The following is a 23,844-nucleotide window of genomic DNA, read 5'->3' as shown; positions in this document are numbered from 1 at the left end:
AGGAGCGGGGGCGCCCCTCGGCGTGAAGCCCCCGCCCCGGCCACGGCGGCGGCCGCTACGAAGTGGCCGGCATCCCCTGCACCGACCGCAGCGCGTCCGCGAGCAGTTCCGCGCCCTCTTCCGCCTCGGCGACCGTCAGCGTCATCGGCGGTGCGATCCGCAGCGAGGCACCGCCCTGGCCGCCCTTGCCGACCAGCAGGCCGCGTTCCCTGGCGGCCTCCACGACCAGCGAGGCGGCCTCGGGTGAGCGCTCGTCGGTGCCGGGCCTGACCAGTTCGATGCCGATCATCAGGCCGCGGCCGCGCACCTCCCGTACGAGATCGACGCCGGCCGCGACCGCCCGCAGCCGCTCGATGAGCAGGCCGCCGACCCGCCGGGCGTTGCCCTGGAGGTCGTGTTCGAGGAGGTAGTTGAGGTTGGCAAGGCCCGCGGCCATGGTGACGGGGCTGCCGCCGAAGGTGGAGATGGAGTTCGCGGAGAGCGAGTTCATCACCTCGGCACGGGCCACCACCCCGCCGATGGACATGCCGTTGCCGATGCCCTTGGCGAAGGTGAGCAGGTCGGGCGGGCCGTTGCCGTCGTGCGCCTGCCAGCCCCAGAAGTGGTCGCCGGTGCGGCCCCAGCCGGTCTGCACCTCATCGCTGATCCAGAGGATGCCGTGCCGGGCCAGCACCTCGCGGAACGCGGCGTAGAGGCCGTCCGGCGGCATGGTGAACCCGCCGACGCCCTGGACCGGTTCGGCGATCAGCGCGGCGACGCCGCCCGCGGTCTGCTGGAGCATGTCCTCCAGGTCGGCGACGCAGGCGGCGATGTACGCGGCGTCGCTCAGCCCGGCGTACGGGCCGCGGCTGCGTACCCCGCCGTGCACATAGAGCGTCTGCAGCGGCGAGAGGCTGGTCGGGGACCAGCTCTGGTTGCCGGTGATGCCGACGGTGGAGAACGACCGGCCGTGGTAGCTGTTGCGCATCGCCAGGATCTGGTTGGAGCGGCGGTGCGTGGTGGCCAGCAGCAGGGCCGCGTCATTGGCCTCGGTACCGGAGGTGGTGAAGAAGACCCGGGCATCGGGGATGCCGGAGAGCGCCACGATCCGCTCCGCCAGCTCGACCATGGGGCGCGAGAGATAGAGCGTGGAGGTGTGGATGATGCGGCCGGCCTGCTCGCTGACTGCCTTGGTCACCTCGGGCAGCGCGTGGGCCGTCATGGTGGTGAGGATGCCGCCGAAGAAGTCGAGGTAGCGGTTGCCCTCGGCGTCGAAGACGTGGCGGCCCTCACCGTGGGTGAGTTCGAGAGGCCGCTCGTAGTACAGGCTGAGCCAGGAGGGCAGGACGGCCTGGTGGCGGGCGTGCAGGCTCGCCGGGTCATGGGGGGTCCGGGTCATGGCTGCACCAGCCCGTCGTACGCGTCGGGGCGGCGGTCGCGGTAGAACGCCCACTGCTGGCGGACCTCGTCGATCAGATCGAAGTCGAGGTCGCGGATGACCAGTTCCTCCTTGGAGTCGCTGGCCACGTCGCCGACGAACCGGCCGCGCGGGTCGACGAAGTAGCTGGTGCCGTAGAAGTCGTTGTCGCCGTACTCCTCGACCCCGACCCGGTTGATCGCCGCGATGAAGTACTCGTTGGCGACGGCCGCCGCGGGCTGTTCCAGCTGCCAGAGGTAGGCGGACAGGCCGCGGGAGGTGGCGGAGGGGTTGTAGACGAGCTGGGCGCCGTTGAGGCCCAACTGCCGCCAGCCCTCGGGGAAGTGGCGGTCGTAGCAGATGTAGACGCCGACCTTGCCCACGGCGGTGTCGAAGACCGGCCAGCCGGCGTTCCCCGGCTTGAAGTAGTACTTCTCCCAGAAGCCCTTGACCTGCGGGATGTGGTGCTTGCGATAGGTGCCCAGGACCGTGCCGTCGGCGTCGATGACGGCCGCGGTGTTGTAGTAGAAGCCGGACTGTTCGACCTCGAAGACCGGGACGACGATGACCATGCCGGTCTCGCGGGCGAGGTCCTGCATCCGCCGTACGGTCGGCCCGTCGGGCACCGGCTCGGCCCAGCGGTAGTGCTCGGGCTCCTGGACCTGGCAGAAGTACGGAGCGTTGAAGACTTCCTGGAAGCCGATCACTTTCGCGCCCTGCGCGGCCGCCGCTCTGGCGTACTCCTCATGCTTCGCGATCATCGATTCGGTGTCGCCGGTCCAGGTCGCCTGGACCAGTGCGGCACGCACAACATCGGCCATGAGCTGCTCCTTTGTCGATGCGTCAGCCTGCAGCCCGCGCGGGATCTACGCGTGTGGAGGTGACCGTAAGCCCCGTCACGCACCGTGGCAAGACCATCTCCGCATGGCGCGTCCGCGATATCGACAGGAAAACTTGCAAGTTTCCCTGTCGATATTTACGCTGGAGATATGCCGGAAAAAGACCAGGAACGCCTGGCGACGGAGCTGGGCGCCACCGTCTCCCTGCTCATGCGACATCTGCGCGCCGCCTCGCCGCACGGGGAGCTCACCCCGACCCAGCGCGCGGTGATCAGCCGGATCGACACCGACGGCGAGGCCACCATCGCCGCCCTGGCCCGCGCCGAGCTGGTCCGCCCTCAGTCGATGCGGCTGACCGTCGGGGCGCTGGAGGAGCGCGGCATCCTCGCCCGCAACCCGCATCCGACGGACGGCCGGCAGGTGGTCTTCTCGCTGACCGAGGAGGGCCACCGGGTGCTCGCCGTCGTACGGCAGGCCAAGCACAACTGGCTGGCCGAGGCCATCGCCGACCGGCTGACTCCGCAGGAGCAGCAGACCCTGGAGTCGGCCACCGCGCTGATACGGCGGCTGATGCCGGAATGAACACCAGGAGGAAGGCCGGAGCGGAAGCCGGGACGGAAGCCGGGACGGATGCCGGGACGGATGCCGGGATGCACCCCGCCCCGGCCGGTCCGGGCGCGGGCGGCCCAGGTACGGGCTGCCCAGGTACGGCCACCGTCCCCGACACGGCCACCGGCTCCGGCCCGGCCTTCGGCGCCCGGCTGATGGCGCCCCTGCTGCTCGGCTCGCTGCTGAACCCCATCAACTCGACGATGATCGCCACCGCCCTGGTGGCCATCGGCCAGGATTTTCACGTCGGTGCCGCCGACACCGCCTGGCTCATCTCCGCGATGTACCTCGCCAGCGCGGTGGGCCAGCCGTCGATGGGGCGGCTGGCGGACCGCGTCGGGCCCCGCCGAGTGTTCGTCGCCGGCGCGCTGACCGTCTGCGCCGCGGGCGTCGTCGGGGCGCTCGCGCCCACCTTCGCGCTGCTGATCGTTTCCCGGGTCGTGCTCGGGATCGGCACCGCGGCGGCCTACCCCGCCGCGATGGCGGTGCTGCGCGCCGAGTCACGGCGGACCGGCCTTGCCACCCCCCGCCGGGTGCTCGGCCGGCTCTCGCTCGCCGCGCTGGGCAGCGCCGCCGTCGGCCCCACGCTCGGCGGACTGCTCGCCGCGACCGCCGGCTGGCGCGCGGTGTTCGCGGTCAACGTCCCGCTCGCGCTGCTCGCTCTGCTCGGCGCGCTCGCCTGGCTCCCCGCCGACCGGAAGGGCGCCCGGCCGGAGCGCGCCGGGCCCGCCTCCGGTTCCCTCGACCCGCTGGGTATCGCGCTGTTCGCCGCGGCGCTCACCTGCGCCATGGTCTTCCTGTTGCGCCTGGCGGACCCGCAGTGGCTGCTCCTGGCACCGGCCGGGGTGCTCGCGGGCGCCTTGGTGTGGTGGCAGCTGCGCCACCCGGCACCCTTCATCGACCTGCGGATGCTCACCCACAACAGCCCACTGGTGCGCACCTACCTCCGCCAGGGACTGACCTATCTGGTCATCTACTGCGTGCTGTACGGCTTCAGCCAGTGGCTGGAGCAGGCGTACGGGGCCTCGTCCTTCCAGGCCGGACTGATCATGCTGCCGATGTCCCTGGCGGCCGCGGTCTGCTCGCTCGTCGGCGCCCGGACGAAGGGCATCCGCGCTCCGCTGACCCTCGCCGCGGTGTGTCTCGCCCTGGGCAGCGCGGTCTTCCTCCTGCTGCAGGGCACCGGCCCGCTGGTCGCGCTGCTGTGTGCCGGGGCGCTCTTCGGTATCCCGCAGGGCCTGGCCTCCACCGGCAATCAGGCCGCCGTCTACGCCCAGGCCCCGGCCGACGGCGTGGGCGCGGCGGCCGGGCTCCAGCGCACCGCCCAGTACCTCGGTGCGATCACCGCGTCCGGCCTGATCGGGCTGCTCTACGGGCAGCGCGCCTCGGACTCCGGGCTGCACGAGATCGCGCTGATCGGCATCGTGCTCGGCCTGGCGCTGCTCGTCCTGACCCTCGCCGATCGCGGTCTGCGGGCCGGGGCCACCGGGAGCGGCGTCTAAATCCGGCCACCGGTCACCCGCCGCAACGGCCACACCCGCACCACCTCCACCATCTCCACCGCCCATCACCACACAAGGAGCACCCATGCCCGCCACCACCCTCGACACCACGACCGCCCTGGTACTGATCGACCTGCAGAAGGGCATCGCCGCTCTGCCCGGCGCGCCGGTGCCCTCCAAGGAGGTCGTCGAGCGGGGCGCGCGGCTGGCCACCGCGTTCCGTGCGCGCGGACTGCCGGTCGTCCTGGTGAACGTCGCGGGCGGCGCCCCGGGCCGTACGCAGACCGCGCGGCCCGCCGGCAGCCCGCCCGCCGACTGGGCCGAGCTGGTGCCCGAGCTCGACAGGCAGCCCGGCGACATCCTCGTCACCAAGCAGCAGTGGGGCGCCTTCCACGGCACGAACCTGGATCTGGAGCTGCGCCGCCGCGGGGTGACCCAGGTCGTCCTCGCCGGCATCGCCACCAGCATCGGGGTGGAGTCCACCGCCCGTGCCGCGCACGAGCACGGCTACCACGTCACCCTCGCCACCGACGCGATGACCGACCTGGACGCCGACGCACACCGCAACAGCCTGGAGAAGATCTTCCCGCGGCTGGGCGAGACCGATACCACCGAGGCGATCCTCGAACTCCTCGGCTGAGGCGCGGCGCAAGCATCTCGGGGGGCGTACGTCCGCCGCGGGCAGGTACGCCTCGGGGGCCCGGGTCTCAGGGGTGTGTGTCACGGGACGTGCGTCGCCGGGGATGTCCGCCTCAGGGGTGTTGCCTCGCGGGATGTACGTCTCAGGGAGGTACGCCTCAGGGTCGTGCGCCGTCCGGCGACGCCGGATGCTCCGCAGGCCGCCGCTCGTGCCAGCGCAGATCGTCCTGGAGCTGGGCGGCCAGCGAGATCAGCCGCGGCTCGGCATGGGCCGGGCCGAGCAACTGGGCACCCAGCGGCAGACCTCCGGCGCTGAATCCGGCGGGGACGCTCACGCCCGGCCAGCCGAGGACGTTCCACGGCCAGGCGTACGGGCAGGCTGCGATCATGGCCTGATCCGTACGCCAGCCGCTGAGCTTGGCGAGCGTACCGATCCGCGGGGGCGGGGTGGCGGTGGTCGGCGTCAGCAGGACGTCATAGGGGCCGAACAGCGCGCCGATCCGGCGCTGTTGACGCCTCTCGACGGCCCGTGCCCGGCGCAGTACGGGCCCGCCGAGCAACCGGCCCATCCGCGCCGCCTCCCGCGTACGCCGGTCCAGGAGGGAGGGGTCGGGGACCCGGCCCGCCCACTCCCCCACCCCGGCCGTGGCACGCGGAACGAAGGCCAGTCCGACCAGCCCGTAGTCCGGCTCCGCCTCCTCCACGAAGTGCCCCAGCCGGGCCAGGGTGCGGGCCACGCCCGTCACCGCGTCCCGGACGTCGGGGTGCAGCGGCTTGGGGGTGAAGGTGAAGGCGGCCTTCCACGAGAGCGCGATCCGCAGCCGGCCCGGGTCGCGGCCGGCCGCCTCGCGCGCCGCGATGGCGGGCGGCCGGTGCAGATCGCCGTTGTGGTTGCCGCTGGCCACGTCCAGCAGCAGCGCCGCGTCCTCGACCGTACGGGCCAGCGGTCCGATCCCGGTGATGCCCTGGAAGGCCTCCGGGTCCGGCCAGGTGGAGATCCGGCCGCGCTGGGGTTTGATGCCGACGAGATGGGACCAGGCGGCGGGGATGCGGACCGAACCGGCGCCGTCGGTGCCGAGCGCGGCGGGTACCAGCCCGGCCGCGACCGCGGCGGCCGAACCTCCGGAGGAGCCGCCCGGGGTGTGGGCGAGGTTCCACGGGTTGCAGGTGTTGCCGAAGGCCGGGCCCTCGGTGAACGGCCACTGTCCCAGTTCGCAGGCGTTGGTCTTGCCGACGATGATCGCTCCGGCCGCGCGCAGCCGCCGGACGACCTCGGCATCGCGCTCCTTGGGCGGGAACTCGCCGGCGCAGCCGAACGCGGTGGGCTCACCCGCCACATCGGTGTCGTCCTTGACGGCGACCGGTACCCCGAGCAACGGCAGCCGCTCGCCGTGCGCCAGCCTGCGGTCGGCCTGTGCGGCCTCCGCCATCGCCGCCTCGGCCCGTACCCGCCGGAAGGCGTTGACACTGGCCTGGGTGGCCTCGATGCGTTCCAGCGACCGACGTACCAGGGCGGTCGAGGTCACCCGCCCCTCGGCCAGCGCCCGCGCCTGCTCGGCGAGGCCTTCCCACTCCCCGGCCTCGGCGCCGGTGCGCCGGGCCGGGGCCGGGCCGGTCTCGCTGTCCTGACTCTCGTCAACGCTCACGCTGCGTGCCCTCCCTGGGACCGCTCATTCGAACGAACGGTCCCAGGAGGCTAATCGTCTCGGCGAGGGCCATCAACGATGCCGCGCGGTGCGCCACATAGACGACACACGGACGGCACACAGCGGCCCGCCGTGTTTCCGGCAGTGTGACGCCCGGTCACGAGCCGGCGGCGGGACGAGCGGTGCGCCACCACCGGCCGGCCGTGGCGCAGCACGACCGCCGGCGAGATGGACGAGCGCGGCCGCTCGCCGGGCCCCGGAAGGTTGGGGTCATGGACCGCCGGATCCGCGGGCGCGAAGGAGAAGTCCGTGAGCTCGTCGTCGAGCAGGAAGCCGCGGTGCGGGACGACGATGCCGCTGCCGCCGGTCTGCTCGATGGTCAGGGTGCAGGCGGCGACGTTGCCCAGGTGGCGCGGCGGCGGCCGGGACCGCCGCCAGGGAGCCGGGCGGCGCGGCGGCCGCTCCCAGGACCGTGGCAGGCGTCGGGCTCTGCTCATACCGGATATTCCTCCCGAGCGTGCGCACGGGGGGCGGCAGGGGCCGGAGCCTACCCGGCCCAACAGCCCGCGGACAGAGGGCTTTTCGCCTGACGGCGTCGGCGCGGGACGGCCGGTCGGCCTTGAGGACGGCAGGGATCAGCTGCCCCTTTTCCGTACGGATCAGGTAGGCCGGTACGGACCGGGGCAAGCCGCCCCGGGGCCCCTCCCCGCCCTCGAACACCCACCCGGTGAGCCGCTACGCTCCCCGGCCATGGACGACACCCTGCTGCTCCTGACCGCGGCGGCCGTGGCCCTGATCGTGGGCCTGGCGGCCGGCTGGGCCGTGCACGCGGCGACGGTCCGGCGGAAGCTGACCCGCGAACAAGGCTTCTTCGGGCTGCCGGACGGTTCGGAGTGCGTGCTGGTCACCCACCGGGACAACTCCTCGGCGCACTGGAGCATCCCCCGCCATGACGCCCTGGCGCTGCTCGGGCTGGCCGCGGTGATCGAGAACTGTGGTGCGCACCCCGAGGTGGCCCCGCACGACACCGGCCTGCAGGGCTTCGGGGCGCGCACCGAGTTCTGTGTCGGCGACCCGACCGCGCACCGGCGGCTGGCGGCCCATCTGGCCAATCTGCTGCCGGGTGTCGCGGTGCACCCGGGCGACGAGTCCGGCGCGGGCCGCGGCACCTTCACGATCGGCGGGACGGCGTACCGGGTGGAGCCCGGCGCGGTCGAATATGTCCTGCTGGCGCGGCTGACCGCCGGTGAGGGCGGCGACCGCCCGGTGTTCCTGGCGGCCGGCCAGCGGCCGGTCACCCACCGGGCCGCCGTCCGCCATCTGGTCCGCAACCGGGCCCGGCTGGCCCGTAAGCACGGCACCGACGGCCAGTTCTGTCTGCTGCTGAAGGTGGTCAACTCGCAGGCGTACGGGCCCGACGTCGTCGAGCTGGTCGCCGATGTCACCAAGGCCGCGCTCACCGCCGCCGAGCCGAAGGGCCACCGGGCGGCGGCCTGAGACCGGCGGGAGCGGCAGGACCGGCGGGGCCGGCGGGGCCCCGGCGGCCCGGTCCGGCGGTCAGCTCGCCCGTCCGCCCGTCCGCCCGTCCGCCCGTCCGCGCCCGGTCTGCTGGGGGGTGTCTCCGCTAGGCGCTGCGGTCGCGCGCCCTGCCCGACGGGAGCCGGTAGGGCACGTTGACCACCGTCACCCCCGGCGTGAACAGCAGCCGGGCCTTGAGCCGCAGTGCGCTCTGGTTGTGCAGCGGCTGTTCCCACCAGCGCCCGACGAGGTATTCGGGGATGACGACCGTGACGGCGCCGCCCGGATGCCGTGCACAGACGCCCAGGACGTGGTCGATCACCGGCTGGGTGAAGTCCCGGTAGGGCGCGCTGAGCACCCGCAGGGGTACGTCGATGTCATGGGCGTCCCACTGCTCGCGCAGCCCGCGTACATCGCCGGGATCGATGGCGACGATCAGCGCGTCCAGCGAGGTGGGACGCATCGCACGGGCATAGCCGAGGGCCTTGAGCGTGGGCGCGTTCAACGCGTTGACCAGCACCAGGACATAGTTTCCTGCGGGGTCCCAGGGCCGCGCGTCCGGGGCGACGGCCACCTCCCGCGACACCCGCGTGTAGTGCTCGTGCACCGCGCGCATCCCCATGAAGAGCAGGGGCATGGCGATCACCACGATCCAGGCGCCGTGCGTGAACTTGGTGATCAGGACGACGACCAGGACCACACCGGTCAGTACCGCGCCGACCGCGTTGATCGCCTGGGAGCGCCGGTGCCGGCCCCGTTCCCGGGCCGGCAGCCCGCGTTCGGCGAGTACGGTCCGCCAGTGCCGGACCATGCCGGTCTGGGAGAGCGTGAAGGAGACGAAGACGCCGATGATGTAGAGCTGGATGAGGTGGGTGAGTTCCGCTTTGAACAGGATGATCAGCCCGATGGCGGCCAGCGCGAGCAGGATGATGCCGTTGGAGAACACCAGCCGGTCACCGCGGTTGTGCAGTTGCCGGGGGACGTAGCGGTCCTCGGCGAGGATCGACGCGAGCATCGGGAAGCCGTTGAAGGCGGTGTTGGCGGCGAGGATCAGCACCCCGGCCGTGAACGCCTGCAGCAGATAGAAGAGCACGGTGAGATCGCCGAAGGTGGCGCGGGCGATCTGGGCGAGGGCGGTGGAGGTCGGCGTGTTCGGCGGCAGCCCCAGTTCGGTGGGCTCCACCGCGACATGCACGTCGTAGAGCATGGCCAGGGCCGTGATCCCGGCGAACATGGTGATCGAGAAGAACCCCATGACCAGCAGCGTGGTGGCGGCGTTGCGGCTCTTCGGCCTGCGGAAGGCGGGCACTCCGTTGCTGATCGCCTCGACGCCGGTCAGGGCGGTGCAGCCGGAGGCGAAGGCCCGCATCCCCAGCAGGACCAGCGCCAGGCCCGTGTAGGAGGAGACGGCGTGCAGCGGCAGCTCCGCGGATTCCGCGCGCGGGGTCGCGCCGGTGGCGATCCGCACCGCCGCGAACACGAACATCAGATAGATGAAGAAGACGAACCCGTAGGTGGGGACGGCGAAGACCCGCCCCGATTCCCGCACGCCGCGCAGGTTCATCATCGCCAGCAGCGCCACGAACCCGACCGACAGCGCCATGTCATGGCCGCCGAGCGACGGAATCGCGGAGGTGATCGCGGCGACGCCGGAAACCACGGACACCGCCACGGTGAGCACATAGTCCACGAGCAGCGCACTGGCGGCGGTGAGCGCCGCGTTCCGCCCGAGGTTCTGCGCGCTGACGATATAGGCCCCGCCGCCCCCGGGGTACGCGTAACAGGTCTGCCGGTAGGACGCCACCACGACGACCAGCACCAGCACGATGGCGGCCGCGGCGTACCAGGTCAGATGGAGCAGCGCGACCCCACCGAGGCCGACGACCAGCAGGATCTCCTCGGTGGCGTAGGCGACCGAGGAGAGCGGGTCGCTGCAGAAGATCGGCAGCGCCAGTCGCTTCGGCAGCAGCGTCTCACCGAGCCGCGCACTGTCCAGCGGACGGCCCACCATCATCCGTTTCGGCCTGAAGAATGGACTCATAGGCGGACAAACTATGGGCCTCCTGCCGGAGGCGGAGGGAGGCTCGCGGAGCCGCCGCGCCATGCGGCCGCGGGCCGGCGACCCCTCCCGCGGGCAGGTCCCCGGCCCCTTCCCCGCGCGTCCCGTGCGAGCCGATCGGGTGCGGAACGCGGCCCGGCCGGTGTCGTTCCCGCTCCCGCCGCGGGCCGCATGAGAGCACGTGGAGGATGGCATCCGATCAGCGCACGAAGACGCGGCGGAGGTTCGTGCAGGCCGCGGTGGCGGTCGGGGTGCTCTCCGCCGGCCGCGCTCTGCTTCCGGCCGGCAGCGGCGCTCCGGAGACCGGCGGTCCGCCACGGGCCCGGCCCCGGCCGCCGGCCCCGCACGCCGTGCCGGCCGGGCCCGCCCCGGCCGGCGGTCCGGCCGGCGGTCCGGCCGGGGCTTCGCACGACCCGCGGTCCTACCGGCTCCGCCCGATGGCCGGCGAGACCTCCCGGTCCGGCCCGGGCGCCTCGCCACCGCATCCCGAGGTCGCCTTCCACCTCTCCACCGACCGCCGCGAAGTCTTCCTCACCTTCGATGACGGGCCCCACCCCTTCCACACCCCCGATGTCCTGCGGATTCTGCGCCGGCACGACGTCCGGGCGACGTTCTTCGTCATCGGCGAGAACGCCATCGAATTCCCGGGGCTGCTGTGTGACATCGCCGACGAGGGCCACGCCGTCGGCAATCACACCTGGACGCATCCGCAGCTGACCGCACTGCCGCCGGGTGCCGTCCGCAGCGAACTCGGCCGCACCAGCAGCCTGCTCGACGACATTCTCGGCACCGCCCCCGCCCTGGCCCGCGCCCCGTACGGCGAGTGGGACGGCCCCGCCCTGAGCATCTGCAACGACCTGGGTATGTCCCCGGTCGGCTGGGCGATCGACTCGCAGGACTGGACCCTCCCCGGGGCCGGGACCATCGCGCACACCGTCCTGGGCGCGATGCACCCCGGCGCGATCGTCCTGTCGCACGACGGGGGCGGTGACCGCCGGCAGACCGTCGCGGCTCTGGAGTGGTATCTGCCGCGCCTGCTGGACGAGGGGTACCGTCCGATCCGCATCGATCCCTGAGGGCCGAGCGGCGACGGCAGGCGTCGGGTGAGAGCGGTCACCCGATGCTCCGGAAGCCCACCCTATGGTTTATCGTTCAATTGGAAGCGGGCACCGGCACGACGGCGTCCGAGGGCCCTCCCCCAGGGAAGCCGGCCCGCCGCCGCACGGCAGCAGGCCCGCAGGCCACCGCCGTCACCGCCCGCGCCCCCACAGCCGCCCCGGCCGAATTCCCCCGTTCGGCCGGGGCTTCCCCTTTTCCCGTCCTTGCCCCGCCCCCCTGCCGCCATTGCCCCGTCGTCTCTTCCTCCCCGTTGCGGAGACGGAGCTCAGCGCAGATACGACGCCCCGTTGACGTCGAGCACCGTCCCGGAGGCCCAGACCGCCGCCGGTGAGGCGAGGTAGTGGACGGCGGACGCCACCTCCTGCGGTGTGGCGACCCGGCCGAACGGGCTCTGCTGCCGGACTTCCTCCGTGAGGCGGTCCGCGACCCGCTCGGTGGCCACGAAACCAGGGGCCACGGATGCCACGCCGATGCCGTACGGCGCCAGGTGGACCGCCAGCGACTGCCCCATCGCGTGCAGCGCCGCCTTGGACGCGCCGTACGCCGGATGATCCGGCTCACCACGGAACGCCCCACGCGACCCGATACTGACGATCCGTCCCTCCACCTCCCGCTCGATCATGCTGCGCGCCGCGTGGTAGGTGACGTCCGCCGCCCCCAGCAGGTTCACGTCCACGATCTGCCGCCAGGCGCTCCGCCAGTCGTCGAACGACGTACGGTCCAGTGGATGCGCCCGGTTCGCGGCCGCGTTGTTGACGAGCACATCGACGCCGCCCAGTCCGTCCACGGCCGCCTCGACGATCGCCGCCGCCCCCTCCGGCGTGCTCACGTCCCCCTGCACCAGCACATGCCCGCTCCCCGCCAGCCCCTCGAACGCCTCCTGCGCCGCCGCCCGCCGTGACGCGTAATGCAGGGCGACCCGGTCGCCGTGCGCGGCGAAGATCTCGGCAACCGCCCGGCCGATTCCCCGCGAAGCCCCGGTCACCAGCACCGCCCGGCTCATCGGACGCCCTCCGCTCCGGCGCGCGGACGGCTCGCGCCGCCACCACCGCTACGGGACAGCGACCGCTCGGAAAACGACCAGGGATGGTTCATCAACAGATCAATCCTTACCTCGTGCCATGTCACACACGTGCGGAGGGAATCGTAGAGAGCCGCGCCGGGCACCGGCGCGGCCGGCCGGACGAACACGCCCCCTGGTCGGACGACCACGCACCGCCGGCCGGACGACCGCAGACCGCCCGCCGGACAACCGCGCCCCTCGGGCTGCGCAAGGCGCTGGCGCCGGGTGGCGTGCTGGTCATCCTGGGCTGCTATCCGGAGAAGTCGGCGGCCGACTGGGCCTGGAGCCTGGCGGCCGTACCGGTGAACGCGGTGGCACGTCTCGCCGTCGCCGTCGCGGAGGGCCGCCGTCCGGCCGGTGCCGCTCCCGTACGGGCCCCGTCGCACCGCCGGACGTGCCGCTGTCCCGGATTCGCCGGGACGCCGCCGCGCTGCTTCCCGGGTGCCGGATCCGGCGGCTGCTCTTCTGGCGCTATCTGCTGGTGTTCCGCGAGGACGGGCTCCCGCCGGGCGGGTGACCGGGGCTCCGGGGGCGGGGGCGCACCCGTTCGGGCGGCACCCGTCTCCCCCTGTGGGCATGCCGCGGCGGCAAAACCGCCGTTGAATGCTGTGTGTCCGCCTGTGCCAGGAGGGCCGGCCCGCACCGGGAGCACGCATGTCGTTGCCGAAGACCCCGAGCGCTCCCGCCGCGCCGGGCACCCGGCGCTCCAAGGGAGTGCTGCGCCGCACCGGCGAGTGGTGTGCCCGGCACTGCGTCCTCGTCATCGTGCTGTGGCTGGTCGCCCTGGCCGGACTCCAGGTGCTGCAGCGCGCCTACGGCGGTGACTACTCCGACAACTTCGCGCTGCCCGGCGTCCAGTCCACACAGGGCCGCGAGGTGCTGCAGAAGCACGAGCCGAAGGCCGGTGGCTACAGCAGCCAGGTCGTCCTGCACGACAGGTCCGCACCGCTCACCGCCTACCGCAGCCGGATCGACAGCGCCGTCACCGCACTGGGCAAGCTGCCGAAGGTGCTCTCCGTGCAGAACCCGCTGCCCCCGCCCGGCGCGCCCCCCGCCAAACCGCCGCCCGGCACACCGGACGTCGGGCCGCTCTCCACCGACGGCCGCACCGCGTACCTCACCGTGCGGTTCGGCGTGCAGCCGTCCACCCTCGCCCCGGACTATCTGAACGGTGTCGACGCGGCAGTGCGGCCGCTGCGCTCCGCCGGCGTGGAGGTGGAGTACGGCGGGCCGCTGGGCGAGCTGGCCCGGCCCGCGCCCAATGACCTCGTCAGCGAGGTGATCGGCTTCGCCTTGGCGATCCTGGTGCTGCTGGTCGGCTTCGGCAGCGTGCCGGCCGCCGGGGTGCCCTTGCTGACCGCGCTGGTCGGCGCCTTCTGCGGACTGGCCTGCCTGGGGCTGTTCGCCGCCGTCTTCGTCTTCGCCACCGTCTCCCCCACCCTGGCCACCATGATCGGCCTCGGCGTCGGCATCGACTACGCGCTGTTCCTGATCACCCGGCACCGGCAGAACCTCATGGACGGTGCGGACCCGGTCACCGGTGCGGGCAAGGCCGTGGCCACCAGCGGCCGGGCGGTCCTGGTGTCCGGCTGCACGGTCATCATCGCGCTGATGGGGCTCTGGGTCTCGGGCCTCTCCTTCATCGGCAAACTGGGCGTGGCGGCCGCCATCACCGTGGTCTCCGCGGTGCTCGGCGCGCTCACCCTCGTACCGGCGCTGCTCGGGCTGATCGGCCGCCGCATCGACCGGCTCCGCGTCCGCAGACCGATCGCCGAGACGGACGCCGCACCGGGCGAGGAGGCCCGCGGCACCTGGCACCGCTACGCGCAGCGGGTGGAGCGCCGCCCCTGGTGGTACCTGGCGGGCGGGGTGCTCATCGTCGTCGTGCTGGCCCTGCCGGTCTTCTCGATCCAGCTGGGTCATATCGGCGACGGCGCCGACCCCAGGTCCTTCACCGACCGGCGCGCCTACGACCTGATGTCCTCGGCACTCGGACCGGGCTCCAACGGCCCGCTGACCCTTGTCATCGACGAGTCCGCCGTCCCGCAGGCGGACCGCCCGATGCTGGCGGCACAGGCACGGAAGGTGCTCACGAAGGTGCCGGGCGCCTCCTTCGTCACCCCGCTGAAGGCCACCCCGGACGGCGCGGTGCTGAGCGGTACCGCGTACTCCGCCCAGGCCCCGCAGAACGCGGACACCACGGACCTGGTCAACCGCTTCAAGCACGACCTCCTGCCGCAGGCGGTGCGGGGAACCGATGCGCACGGCTATGTGACGGGCACGACCGCCGGCCAGGTGGACTTCCTCGACCTCGTCGCCAGCCGGCTCCCGCTGATCATCGCCGTGGTCGTCGCCCTCGCCTTCCTCATCATCCTGATCGTCTTCCGCGGGGTGCTGGTCGCCCTGAAGGCGGCGGTGCTCAACGTACTGTCGATCGCCGCCTCGTACGGGGTGGTGGTGGCGGTCTTCCAGTGGGGCTGGGGCGGCCCGGCGCTCGGGGTCTCGGGCACGGTGCCGATCGAGAGCTATGTGCCGATGATGATGTTCGCGATCATCTTCGGGCTGAGCATGGACTACGAGATCTTCCTGCTGTCGCGGGTGCACGAGGCGTGGCTGCGCACCTGTGATGCGAAGGCGAGCGTGGCGCACGCGCTGGAGATCACCGCCCGGGTGATCACCTGTGCCGCGCTGATCATGGTGAGCGTCTTCGCCGCGTTCATCGTCAGCGACAACGTCGTGGTGAAGATGCTGGGCCTCGGCCTGGCCGTGAGCGTACTGATCGACGCCACCGTGGTCCGGCTGCTGCTGGTCCCCGCGGTGATGACGCTGCTGGGCCGGGCGGCCTGGTGGACGCCTCGGTGGCTGGACCGGATCCTGCCGCACGTACGGACGGAGGGCGACGAACAGCTCCCGACGGCCGGATCGGCCCGATCGGCCTGACCGGCGCCCATCCGATCTGCGAGCGCCCCCGGATCCGACGACCATCGACATATGGCCCCGTCCGCCGAGCCCGGCTCGGCTTCGTACCCCGTGATCCGGCCGATGCTGGCCACGGTCGGCCCGTTGCCCGCCGAGCACGAGGAGGCGGCCTGGGCGTTCGAAGCCAAATGGGACGGTGCGCGCTGCATCGTCAACACTCCCGGCGACGGGACGATCCGGCTGATCACCCGGGCCGGCAACGACGCGACCACGACCTACCCGGAACTGGGGCCGCTGGGCGAACAACTGCGGGGCCGGTCCGCGGTCCTCGACGGTGAGGTGGTGGTACTGGACGGGCGTGGCCGTCCCGATTTCGGGCTGTTGCAGCGCCGGATGGGCGTGGTGAACCCACGCCGCACGGCCCGGCTCGCCATGGAGTACCCCGTGCAGCTCGTCCTCTTCGACCTCATGTACCTGGACGGATCGCTGCTCGGTTCGCCGTACTACGAGCGTCGCCGGCTGCTGTCCGCGCTGCGGCTGCGCGGTCCGAACTGGTCGGCGCCCGAGTATGTGGAGGGCCATGGGCAGCAGGCCTGGGAGGCCTCGCTGCAAGGCGGCCTCGAAGGTGTGGTGGCGAAGCGGCTGACCTCCGCGTATCTGCCGGGCGTCCGGTCACCCGAGTGGCGCAAGACGAAACATCTGCTGACCCTCGATGTGATCATCGGGGGCTGGACCGAAGGCCATGGCGGGCTGGCCGGCCTGCCCGGTTCCGTCCTGGCGGGCGTCGCCGAACCCGCCGGGCTGCGGTACGTCGGCTCCGTCGGCTCGGGGCTGTCCGGCCGGGAGCGGCAGGAGCTGGCGCAATACCTGGGAGTGATCCCGCTCGACCACTCCCCGTTCCTCAACCCCGTGGACACACCGGGCGCTCACTGGGCCGAGCCCCGGCTCGTCGCGGAGATCACGCTGAGCGGCTGGACCTCGGCCGGCCGGCTGCGGCATCCGATCTGGCACCGGCTGCGCCCCGATCTCACCCACCTCGGCTGAGTGCGGGGATACCGGCGCCGCGCCGGGAAGGCTCGCACTGAAGACCCCGCGCAACGGCAGACGGAAGGAGCCGGCGATGAACCGCCCCACCGACAGCACCACAGGCGGCAACACAGTCAGCGCCACGGACAACGCCTCGCCCGCCCTCACCGAGGGCAACACGGCCTACGGCAAGAAGCCCTTCACACGTTCCAAGAGCCACTTCGCGGACCGCATCACGGCGGACGGCCGCGACGGCTGGCCGGTCGAGGCCGGCCGCTACCGCCTGGTGGTCAGCCGCGCCTGCCCCTGGGCGAGCCGCGCCGTCATCTCCCGACGGCTGCTCGGACTGGAGGACGCGATCTCGCTCGCCCTCACCGACCCGATCCAGGACGACCGCAGCTGGCGCTTCACCCTGGAGCCGGACGGCCGCGACCCCGTCCTCGGCATCCGCTTCCTCAGCGAGGCCTACGACGCCCGCGAGAAGGACTACCCGGGCGGCGTCAGCGTCCCCGCCGTCGTGGACGTACCCAGCGGGCAGCTCGTCACCAACGACTACCAGCGGATCACCCTGGACTTCGCGACCCAGTGGCAGGCGCTGCACCGGCCCGGCGCACCCGATCTCTACCCCGAGCCGCTGCGCGAGGAGATCGATGTGGTCATGGCGGGCATCTACCGGGACGTCAACAACGGGGTGTACCGGGCCGGTTTCGCCACCGGTCAGAGCGATTACGAGGCCGCCTTCCACGATCTGTTCCGGCGCCTGGACCTGCTGTCCGAGCGGCTGGCCGACCGGCGCTACCTCGTGGGCGACACCCTCACGGAGGCCGACATCCGGCTGTTCACCACCCTGGTCCGCTTCGACGCCGTCTACCACGGGCACTTCAAGTGCAACCGGTTCAAGCTGGCCGAGGACCCGGTGCTGTGGGCCTACGCCAAGGACCTCTACCAGACCCCCGGCTTCGGCGACACCGTCGACTTCCACCACATCAAGCAGCACTACTACCGGGTGCACACGGGCATCAACCCGACCGGCATCGTCCCGCTCGGACCGGACCTCTCCGGCTGGCTGACCCCGCACCACCGTGAGGAGTTGGGCGGACGGCCGTTCGGCGACGGCACCCCGCCCGGCCCGGTACCGCCGGCCGAGGAGGTCCCGCCCAGCGGACGACCCGACCCTGCGCCGAGCGGCTTCTGAAGCGGGCCCCGGCCGGCCGTCGAAGCGGTCCCGGCCGCCTCGCCGGCTCCTGGCCGCCGGACCGGGCCCAAGCTCCCGGAGCATGAGACCCTGAAAGCAGACAACGATCCCCCTCCCCACCCCCACTCCCCTCCCTCCACGATCCACACACTCCAACGAGGAGTGAGCCCGATGAGGATGGTCCTGACGGCCCGGATACCTACCCGGACAGGCAATGAACTGATCCAGAGCGGCCAGTTGTCGAAGATCATGGAGTCGGCCTTCGCCGCTCTGCGGCCGGAGGCGGCCTACTTCACCCTCGACGACGGCGAGCGCACCGCCTTCTTCTACTTCGACATGAGGGAGTCCTCGCAGATGCCGACTCTCCTCGAATCCTTCTTCATGGACCTGAACGCGAAGATCTCGCTGCGGCCGGTGATGAACGCCGACGAATGGCGCACCGGTCTCTCGGAGCTGATGAGCGGCACCTGAACCGGACACCCGGACCGGGCGCCAGAGCCGGGCATCTGCATCGGGCACTTGCCCGGGCACCTGCACCGCACCGCGGCGAACCGCCCCCTCCCTCACTCCGGCGCGGTGTCCTCCGGCATCCCCCGCGCCAGCCCGGCCAGGACATCGAGCGCCCCGGCCAGGGTGCCGACGGGCGGCGAGGCGAGGGCCAGGCGTACGGCGCCCGGCGCATGGCCCGGACCGACGGCGAACGCCCCGGACGGGGTGACCGCGATGCCGCGGCGGGCAGCGGCGGCGACGAAGGTATCGGCCCGCCAGGGATCCGGCAGTTCCCACCAGCAGTGATACGCCCGCGGATCGGCCCGGACCCGGAAGCCGGCGAGCCTTTCGGCAACGATCCGCTGGCGCGTGGCGGCATCACTGCGCTTCTCCTCCTCGATGGCCGCCGCGGTGCCGTCGGCCATCCAGCGGGTGGCGGCGTCGAGCGCGAAGCGGGAAGCCGCCCAGGTCCCCGACCTGAGGGCGGTCGCGAAGTCCTGGGTGGTGCCCGTGGGCACCGTGAGGAACCCCAGCGACAGGCCGGGCGCGAGCCGCTTGGACAGGCTGTCGACGACCACGGTGCGCTCCGGCGCGAGGGCCGCGAGGGGCGGCAGGTCGTTGCGGAGGAATCCGTAGATGGCGTCCTCGATGGCATGGATGTCCAACTCCCGCAGAACGGCGGCGAGTTCCGTGCGACGAGGCCCGGGCATGGTGGTGCCGAGCGGATTGTGCAGGGCCGGCTGGAGGTAGACGGCGCGCAGCGGAGCGGCGGCCCGCAGCGCTTCGGGGGTCAGACCGTGCTCGTCCATGGCGAGGGGGACGAGCGTGACGCCGAGGCGGGCCGCGATGCCCTTGACGACGGGGTAGGTGAGCGCTTCGACGCCGAGGCGTTCACCGGCCGGGACCAGTGCGGCGACCGCCGCGGCCACCGCCTGCCGGCCGTTGCCCGCGAAGAGCAGCCGCCCGGGGTCCGGTGCCCAGTCGGCGCGGGCGAGGTGGGCGGCCGCGGTCCGGCGGGCCACGGCCGTGCCGGCGGCACCCACCGGGCGGAGCGCGGCGGCGAGGGCGTCGGGGCGCACCAGATGCTCCAGGCTCTTGGCGAGGAGCGCCGGGTGGTCCGGCAGAACGGGGAAGTTCATCTCCAGATCGACCCTGGCCTCCCCCGGCTCGGCCAGGGCGGGCTCGGCCGCGGGCGCGGCGGTGCGGACGAAGGTACCGCGGCCGACCTCCCCCACCGTCAGGCCACGTCGGCTCAATTCCCGGTACACCCGGGCCGCCGTGGAACTGGCGATGCGCCGGTTCCTGGCGAACCTGCGAAGCGGCAACAGCCGGTCCCCGGGGCGGAGCCGGCCGGCAGCGATGTCGGCCGCGAGCTCATCGGCAATCACGCGATAGTCGTCCATCGATCCCTTTCCAACATTGCACCGAGTACATTATTAATATTGTGCCGAGCGATTGCCCTCTATAGCATCGAGGAGTCAAGCCGCAGCAGAGGGGACACCTTCCATGGGATCGGTCTTTCACCGAGAGATCACCGTCGGGTACGAGGACGAGGGCAGTGGCGAGCCCCTGATGCTCGTGCACGGACACCCCTTCAACCGTTCGATGTGGCGCCCGCAGACCGAGTACTTCAGCCGGGCCGGCCGGCGGGTGATCGCCCCGGACCTGCGGGGCTACGGGGACAGCACGGTGCTCCCCGGCGCGACCCCGCTGGCGACGTTCGCCCGGGACCTCGTCGACCTGCTCGACCACCTCGGGATCGAGCGCTGCGTCCTCGGCGGCCTCTCCATGGGAGGTCAGATCGTCATGGAGTGCTACCGCCTCTTCCCGGAACGGATCAGCGCCCTGCTGCTCGCCGACACCTTCGCCGCAGCGGAGACCCCGGACGGCAAGAGCGCGCGCTACGACATGGCGGAGCGGCTGCTCCGTGAGGGAATGGACAGCTACGCACACGAGGTGCTGGCCAAGATGGTCTCCCCGGACACGATCGCCGCCCGGCCGGACGTCGCCGCGCACGTCCTGGGGATGATGACCGCCACGCCCCCCGAAGGTGCCGCCGCCGCCCTGCGCGGCCGCGCCGAACGCCCCGACTACACCGAGCTGCTGTCCCGCATCACGGTGCCCGCCTTGGTGATGGTCGGCACCGAGGACACCTACACCCCGGTGAGCGACGCCCGTGACCTCCACGAACGCATCCCGGATTCCCGCCTGACCATCATCGAACAGGCGGCCCACATGCCGAACCTGGAGCAACCGCGCACCTTCAACGCGGCACTCCACGAATTCCTCAACTCACTGCCCCATGCCGCAGCAACGAGCACGCCGCACGGCTGAACGGCACCGAGGCCGCGCGCACCACCACCGCGTCCCCGCCCCGCGGAGTCGTGGCCGGGCTCCCGCCTCCGGATCATCAGGCACCGGCCCGCCCCGCCCCGCATCGGCCCCGCCACCCGCCCGTACGCCGGCAACGCCCGGTGCGGAATCACCAGCCGGCCTTCGCCCTCGGTGAACTCCGCCGCCGTTACGACGAAGTGCTGACGGATACGTTCGGCCACGGCCGCCCGGACCTGGGCCCGGGCGGCGGAAGCCGCTTTCTGCGTTCGGCGCCCGGGCCGGACGAGCAGTGACTTCGAGCGGTCCGCCCGGCGACGGCTGCGGGCCGACACCCTTGTAGCCGACGGCGCGCCGCAATCGCCCGTGACCTACTTGGTGAAGCTCTTGCCCCTGTTGCGGAGTTGGGAAGCCCCCATGGCAAGGATCACCAGCCCGAAGCAGAGCCACATCGCGGAAGCCAAGGTCGCCCCGATCCCGACCTCCCGGAAGTGCATGTCGCTGCCCAGCCAGGCCTCGACCACGTCCAGCTCCTCGCCGGCCGGATAGTCCTCCGCGTTCTCCAACGTTCCGCTCCACCCGTCGTCGGCAACCCGACCACGAGGGATGAAATCGCCACCACACTCGTAGTCGGAGTTCTTCCTGCTGGGGTTGGTGTCGGTGCAGTAGTCGACCGTAAAGGTGCCCCGTGTGCCTGCCAGGCCAGTTGCCTGCACACCGTGGACAGCGTTGACGAAGACCGCTGCGGCGCCGACAAGCGTGAGCACGAGTCCGAGCAGGAGCCCGGTAACCCGCCGGCCCAACGCCGGCTTCGGCTTCTTTTGCTGATTCCTGTTCCTGCTCGCCTCACGCGATATCGCACTGCTCACCCGAGCACCTTAGGGCCACGCTCCACCCGCTACCGTCGCCCTACTCAGCACAATTTGGCACACTGAGGGCCTGCATCTCCCTACGCATTGATCAACGGGCTCACCCCGATGCCACCGTGTGCGAGCACGCGGCCCCCCTGAAGCCTCGCAACCCGAACTCCGAGTGCGTCGGCCACAATCCTGCAGGAGTGTGCGATACAGCTTCTGCGGCTCTCCCCGGGTCGACGCCGACCCGCGCCCGCTGCGCGCCCAGGAGCCGGCCGTCTCCACGAGCGCGACGACAGCATCGACGAATGACCAACGCTCCGTTGACCATGAGCAATTGACGGAGTGAGCACTCACTCCGTACTTTGGAGGCATGACAGAGACCTCCCCCACTCCTCCCCGGCGCCGTGCGGCGCCCATGGAACCCGACCGGCGCCGTGCGATGATCGTCGCTGCTGCCCTTCCCCTCGTCGTCGAGTACGGTTCCTCCGTGTCCACCGCGAAGATCGCCCGCGCCGCGGGCATCGGAGAGGGCACGATCTTCCGGGCTTTCGCCGACAAGGACGCCCTGCTCGCGGCCTGCATGGCCGAGGCGGTACGTCCCGATGACACCGTCGCCCACCTGGAATCGGTCGCACTGGACCAGCCACTGACGGCACGGCTCACCGAGGCGGCCGAGGTGATGCACGGCTACATGACACGCATGGGCGCGGTCGCCGGAGCGCTCGCTGCGGCCGGGCGGTTGGAACGCCCCGCACCGTCCGCATCCGGCAAGGACGGTCGCTCCCTGGATCGCGAGGCGGGCCTTGCTGCGCCGCGGGCGGCCCTGGCCGCCCTGTTCGAACCCGATCGGGACACCCTGCGGCTGGCGCCGGAACGCCTTGCCGACGCCTTCCAGCTCATGCTCATGTCTGCCGGCCGTCCCGGGGCCCCGGACCCACTGACCACCGAAGAATTGGTGGGCCTCTTCCTGAACGGCGCGCTCACCACGCCCGGGGAGGCCCGATGACCACACCTGACGCATACGACGCGCTCACCCCCCGCCGCCGGACGGTGATCACCTTCGCCCTGCTCGGCTGCGCCTTCCTGGCCATGCTGGACGGCACCGTGGTCGGCACCGCCCTGCCGCGCATCGTCGAGCAGATCGGCGGAGACGGTTCCTGGTATGTCTGGCTCGTCACCGCCTACCTGCTCACCTCCTCGGTCAGCGTCCCGCTCTACGGCCGCTTCTCCGACCTGTACGGCCGCCGCCGGTTACTGCTCGGCGGACTCACCGTCTTCCTGGTCGGCTCACTCGCCTGCGGGCTGGCCGACTCCACGGCGGTGCTGATCGCCTCCCGCGCCCTGCAGGGTCTGGGCGCCGGAGCCCTGCTCACCCTCGGCATGGCCCTGATCCGCGACCTCCACCCGCCCTCCCGGACCCAGGGCCTCGTCCGGATGCAGACGATCCTGGCCACGATGATGGTGCTCGGCATGGTGGGCGGCCCGATCATCGGCGGCCTGCTGGCCGACCACGCCGGCTGGCGCTGGGCGTTTGGGCTCAACCTCCCCATCGGCCTCGCCGCCTCGGCCGTCCTTGCCCGGCTCCTGCCCGACCACCGCCCCACCACAGCACCATCCGGCCGCCTCGATGCCGCGGGGATCGCACTGCTCGCTGCCGGTCTCTCCCTGGCGCTGACCGGCCTCAGCCTCAAAGGCAACACCACCTCCGGGCAACCCCTGTCCTGGACCGATCCCACCGTCGCAGGCTGCCTGCTCGGCGGCCTGGCTCTCCTCGCCCTGCTTGTTCCCGTCGAGCGGCGCGCGGCCGTGCCCGTCCTGCCCATGCGACTGTTCCAACACCGCACCTACAGCGCCCTCCTGGCCGCCGGGTTCTTCTTTCAGGTCGCCGCGCTGCCGGTCGGCGTCTTCCTTCCCCTGTACTTCCAGTACGTCCGCGGCCACTCGGCCACCGTCTCCGGCCTCCTGCTCCTCCCCCTGCTCATCGGTATGGCACTGGGCAACCGGCTCACCGCCACCGCCGTCCTGCGCAGCGGACACCCAAAGCCCGCACTCCTGGCCGGCGCCGGACTGCTCACCCTCGGCACCGCCGGCTTCTTCGCTCTGGACCCTGCGACACCGCCGGCATGGACGTGCCTATGGCTGCTGATCGCCGGACTGGGCACCGGACCGGCCATGGGCGGCATCACCATCGCGACCCAGAACTGCGTCCCTCACGCCGACATGGGTACCGCCACCGCGGGCTCCGCCCTCACCAAGCAGATCGGCGGCGCGTTCGGCCTGGCTTTCGGCCAGTCCCTGATGAGCTATCACGCCACGCCCACCGCTGCGATCGGATCCACCATCGCCTGGAGCGGATCCATCGCCGGGCTGCTCGCCCTCGTGGCACTTCTCCTCATGCGCAACATCGCCATCTCCACACCCGGAAGTCGCCGTATCGAGCCGGCGGCTCGCGCCGCGGCGCCGACGACCGAGGGGTCCGCCACACGCCCCCCAGCACCTGTCGTCAATCGATCGAATCGACCAGCGGTTCTCAACCGGCCAGCAGTCGACCGCCCGGCAGAACCTCGCCCTGGACGAGGCCGGGATCGAGGCCCCGGTCCCGTTCGAGGGTAAGTCCGATACTTCCAGCCGCCTCCA

Annotated in this window: 21 protein-coding genes and 1 pseudogene; 14 read left to right on the top strand and 8 right to left on the bottom strand. The window is 72.0% G+C overall.

Annotated features, from left to right (window positions below):
• Nucleotides 1–55: 55 nt before the first annotated feature.
• Nucleotides 56–1,378 (bottom strand): aspartate aminotransferase family protein, encoded by a 1,323-nt coding sequence (locus ACGFR7_RS21085; protein WP_393321271.1) that lies wholly within the window; start codon nt 1,376–1,378, stop codon nt 56–58.
• The gene (locus tag ACGFR7_RS21080) at nt 1,375–2,217 is read right to left on the bottom strand and encodes a nitrilase-related carbon-nitrogen hydrolase (protein ID WP_393321269.1); all 843 of its coding nucleotides are present in this window, start codon (nt 2,215–2,217) and stop codon (nt 1,375–1,377) included. The genes ACGFR7_RS21085 and ACGFR7_RS21080 overlap by 4 nt, the downstream gene beginning before the upstream one ends.
• A 168-nt stretch (nt 2,218–2,385) precedes the next feature.
• Here ACGFR7_RS21080 and ACGFR7_RS21075 point away from each other — a divergent pair, with 168 nt between their 5' ends.
• The 3 genes from ACGFR7_RS21075 (at nt 2,386) to ACGFR7_RS21065 (ending at nt 4,986) form a co-directional block, all read left to right on the top strand.
• Nucleotides 2,386–2,817 carry a MarR family winged helix-turn-helix transcriptional regulator gene (locus tag ACGFR7_RS21075; RefSeq protein WP_393321266.1) on the top strand — a complete coding sequence of 144 codons (432 nt, stop codon included), beginning with the start codon at nt 2,386–2,388 and terminating at the stop codon, nt 2,815–2,817.
• Complete coding sequence (locus ACGFR7_RS21070; protein WP_393321264.1) at nt 2,814–4,346, top strand: MFS transporter; 1,533 nt, start codon at nt 2,814–2,816, stop codon at nt 4,344–4,346. The genes ACGFR7_RS21075 and ACGFR7_RS21070 overlap by 4 nt, the downstream gene beginning before the upstream one ends.
• Nucleotides 4,347–4,431: 85 nt before the next feature.
• Nucleotides 4,432–4,986 (top strand): isochorismatase family protein, encoded by a 555-nt coding sequence (locus ACGFR7_RS21065; RefSeq protein ID WP_393321261.1) that lies wholly within the window; start codon nt 4,432–4,434, stop codon nt 4,984–4,986.
• A gap of 157 nt (nt 4,987–5,143) precedes the next feature.
• Here ACGFR7_RS21065 and ACGFR7_RS21060 read toward each other — a convergent pair whose 3' ends face one another.
• A complete protein-coding gene (locus tag ACGFR7_RS21060) occupies nt 5,144–6,631 on the bottom strand; it encodes an amidase (RefSeq protein WP_393321258.1) in 1,488 nt (495 codons plus the stop codon).
• Nucleotides 6,632–6,816: 185 nt separating this feature from the next.
• Nucleotides 6,817–7,035: pseudogene (locus tag ACGFR7_RS21055) on the bottom strand (gamma-glutamyltransferase); the annotation flags it as partial.
• 346 nt (nt 7,036–7,381) lie between these two features.
• Here ACGFR7_RS21055 and ACGFR7_RS21050 point away from each other — a divergent pair.
• On the top strand, nt 7,382–8,128 hold the full coding sequence (locus tag ACGFR7_RS21050) for a hypothetical protein (RefSeq protein ID WP_393321255.1): 747 nt from the start codon (nt 7,382–7,384) through the stop codon (nt 8,126–8,128).
• A 127-nt stretch (nt 8,129–8,255) separates the two neighbouring features.
• On the opposite strand, the gene ACGFR7_RS21045 is transcribed toward ACGFR7_RS21050, so the two are convergent.
• Nucleotides 8,256–10,190, bottom strand: a complete 1,935-nt coding sequence (locus ACGFR7_RS21045) for an APC family permease (RefSeq protein WP_393321252.1) — start codon at nt 10,188–10,190, stop codon at nt 8,256–8,258.
• A gap of 206 nt (nt 10,191–10,396) precedes the next feature.
• Between ACGFR7_RS21045 and ACGFR7_RS21040 the strand changes: the two genes are divergently transcribed.
• Nucleotides 10,397–11,284 (top strand): polysaccharide deacetylase family protein, encoded by an 888-nt coding sequence (locus ACGFR7_RS21040; protein ID WP_393321249.1) that lies wholly within the window; start codon nt 10,397–10,399, stop codon nt 11,282–11,284.
• Nucleotides 11,285–11,592: 308 nt separating this feature from the next.
• Here ACGFR7_RS21040 and ACGFR7_RS21035 read toward each other — a convergent pair whose 3' ends face one another.
• A complete protein-coding gene (locus ACGFR7_RS21035) occupies nt 11,593–12,330 on the bottom strand; it encodes an SDR family NAD(P)-dependent oxidoreductase (RefSeq protein WP_393321246.1) in 738 nt (245 codons plus the stop codon).
• A 454-nt stretch (nt 12,331–12,784) separates the two neighbouring features.
• On the opposite strand from ACGFR7_RS21035, the gene ACGFR7_RS21030 reads away from it, so the two are divergent.
• From ACGFR7_RS21030 to ACGFR7_RS21010, 5 genes are all read left to right on the top strand, one after another.
• The gene (locus ACGFR7_RS21030) at nt 12,785–12,907 is read left to right on the top strand and encodes a hypothetical protein (RefSeq protein WP_393321243.1); all 123 of its coding nucleotides are present in this window, start codon (nt 12,785–12,787) and stop codon (nt 12,905–12,907) included.
• A 137-nt stretch (nt 12,908–13,044) separates the two neighbouring features.
• A complete protein-coding gene (locus ACGFR7_RS21025; RefSeq protein WP_393321240.1) occupies nt 13,045–15,330 on the top strand; it encodes an MMPL family transporter in 2,286 nt (761 codons plus the stop codon).
• A 51-nt stretch (nt 15,331–15,381) separates the two neighbouring features.
• Nucleotides 15,382–16,353, top strand: coding sequence for a non-homologous end-joining DNA ligase (ligD, locus tag ACGFR7_RS21020; RefSeq protein ID WP_393321237.1), 972 nt, complete (start codon nt 15,382–15,384; stop codon nt 16,351–16,353).
• Nucleotides 16,354–16,429: 76 nt separating this feature from the next.
• Nucleotides 16,430–17,530: a glutathione S-transferase family protein gene (locus tag ACGFR7_RS21015; RefSeq protein ID WP_393321235.1), complete on the top strand. Its 1,101-nt coding sequence runs from the start codon at nt 16,430–16,432 to the stop codon at nt 17,528–17,530.
• A 171-nt stretch (nt 17,531–17,701) separates the two neighbouring features.
• Nucleotides 17,702–18,001, top strand: coding sequence for a hypothetical protein (locus tag ACGFR7_RS21010; RefSeq protein WP_393321234.1), 300 nt, complete (start codon nt 17,702–17,704; stop codon nt 17,999–18,001).
• 92 nt (nt 18,002–18,093) lie between these two features.
• On the opposite strand, the gene ACGFR7_RS21005 is transcribed toward ACGFR7_RS21010, so the two are convergent.
• Nucleotides 18,094–19,422 carry a PLP-dependent aminotransferase family protein gene (locus ACGFR7_RS21005; RefSeq protein ID WP_393321231.1) on the bottom strand — a complete coding sequence of 443 codons (1,329 nt, stop codon included), beginning with the start codon at nt 19,420–19,422 and terminating at the stop codon, nt 18,094–18,096.
• 103 nt (nt 19,423–19,525) lie between these two features.
• Here ACGFR7_RS21005 and ACGFR7_RS21000 point away from each other — a divergent pair, with 103 nt between their 5' ends.
• Both ACGFR7_RS21000 and ACGFR7_RS20995 read left to right on the top strand, forming a co-directional pair.
• Nucleotides 19,526–20,353, top strand: a complete 828-nt coding sequence (locus tag ACGFR7_RS21000; RefSeq protein WP_393321229.1) for an alpha/beta fold hydrolase — start codon at nt 19,526–19,528, stop codon at nt 20,351–20,353.
• 140 nt (nt 20,354–20,493) lie between these two features.
• Nucleotides 20,494–20,646, top strand: coding sequence for a hypothetical protein (locus ACGFR7_RS20995; protein WP_393321226.1), 153 nt, complete (start codon nt 20,494–20,496; stop codon nt 20,644–20,646).
• A 75-nt stretch (nt 20,647–20,721) separates the two neighbouring features.
• On the opposite strand, the gene ACGFR7_RS20990 is transcribed toward ACGFR7_RS20995, so the two are convergent.
• Nucleotides 20,722–21,219 (bottom strand): hypothetical protein, encoded by a 498-nt coding sequence (locus tag ACGFR7_RS20990; RefSeq protein WP_393321224.1) that lies wholly within the window; start codon nt 21,217–21,219, stop codon nt 20,722–20,724.
• 358 nt (nt 21,220–21,577) lie between these two features.
• Between ACGFR7_RS20990 and ACGFR7_RS20985 the strand changes: the two genes are divergently transcribed.
• On the top strand, nt 21,578–22,213 hold the full coding sequence (locus ACGFR7_RS20985; protein WP_393321221.1) for a TetR/AcrR family transcriptional regulator: 636 nt from the start codon (nt 21,578–21,580) through the stop codon (nt 22,211–22,213).
• Complete coding sequence (locus ACGFR7_RS20980) at nt 22,210–23,820, top strand: MFS transporter (RefSeq protein ID WP_393321219.1); 1,611 nt, start codon at nt 22,210–22,212, stop codon at nt 23,818–23,820. The genes ACGFR7_RS20985 and ACGFR7_RS20980 overlap by 4 nt, the downstream gene beginning before the upstream one ends.
• Nucleotides 23,821–23,844: the final 24 nt, after the last annotated feature.

Origin of the sequence: Streptomyces sp. NPDC048516 (genome assembly GCF_043199875.1) — a bacterium.
GTDB lineage: Bacteria > Actinomycetota > Actinomycetes > Streptomycetales > Streptomycetaceae > Streptomyces.
This window is presented reverse-complemented; position numbering and strand designations above follow the sequence as displayed.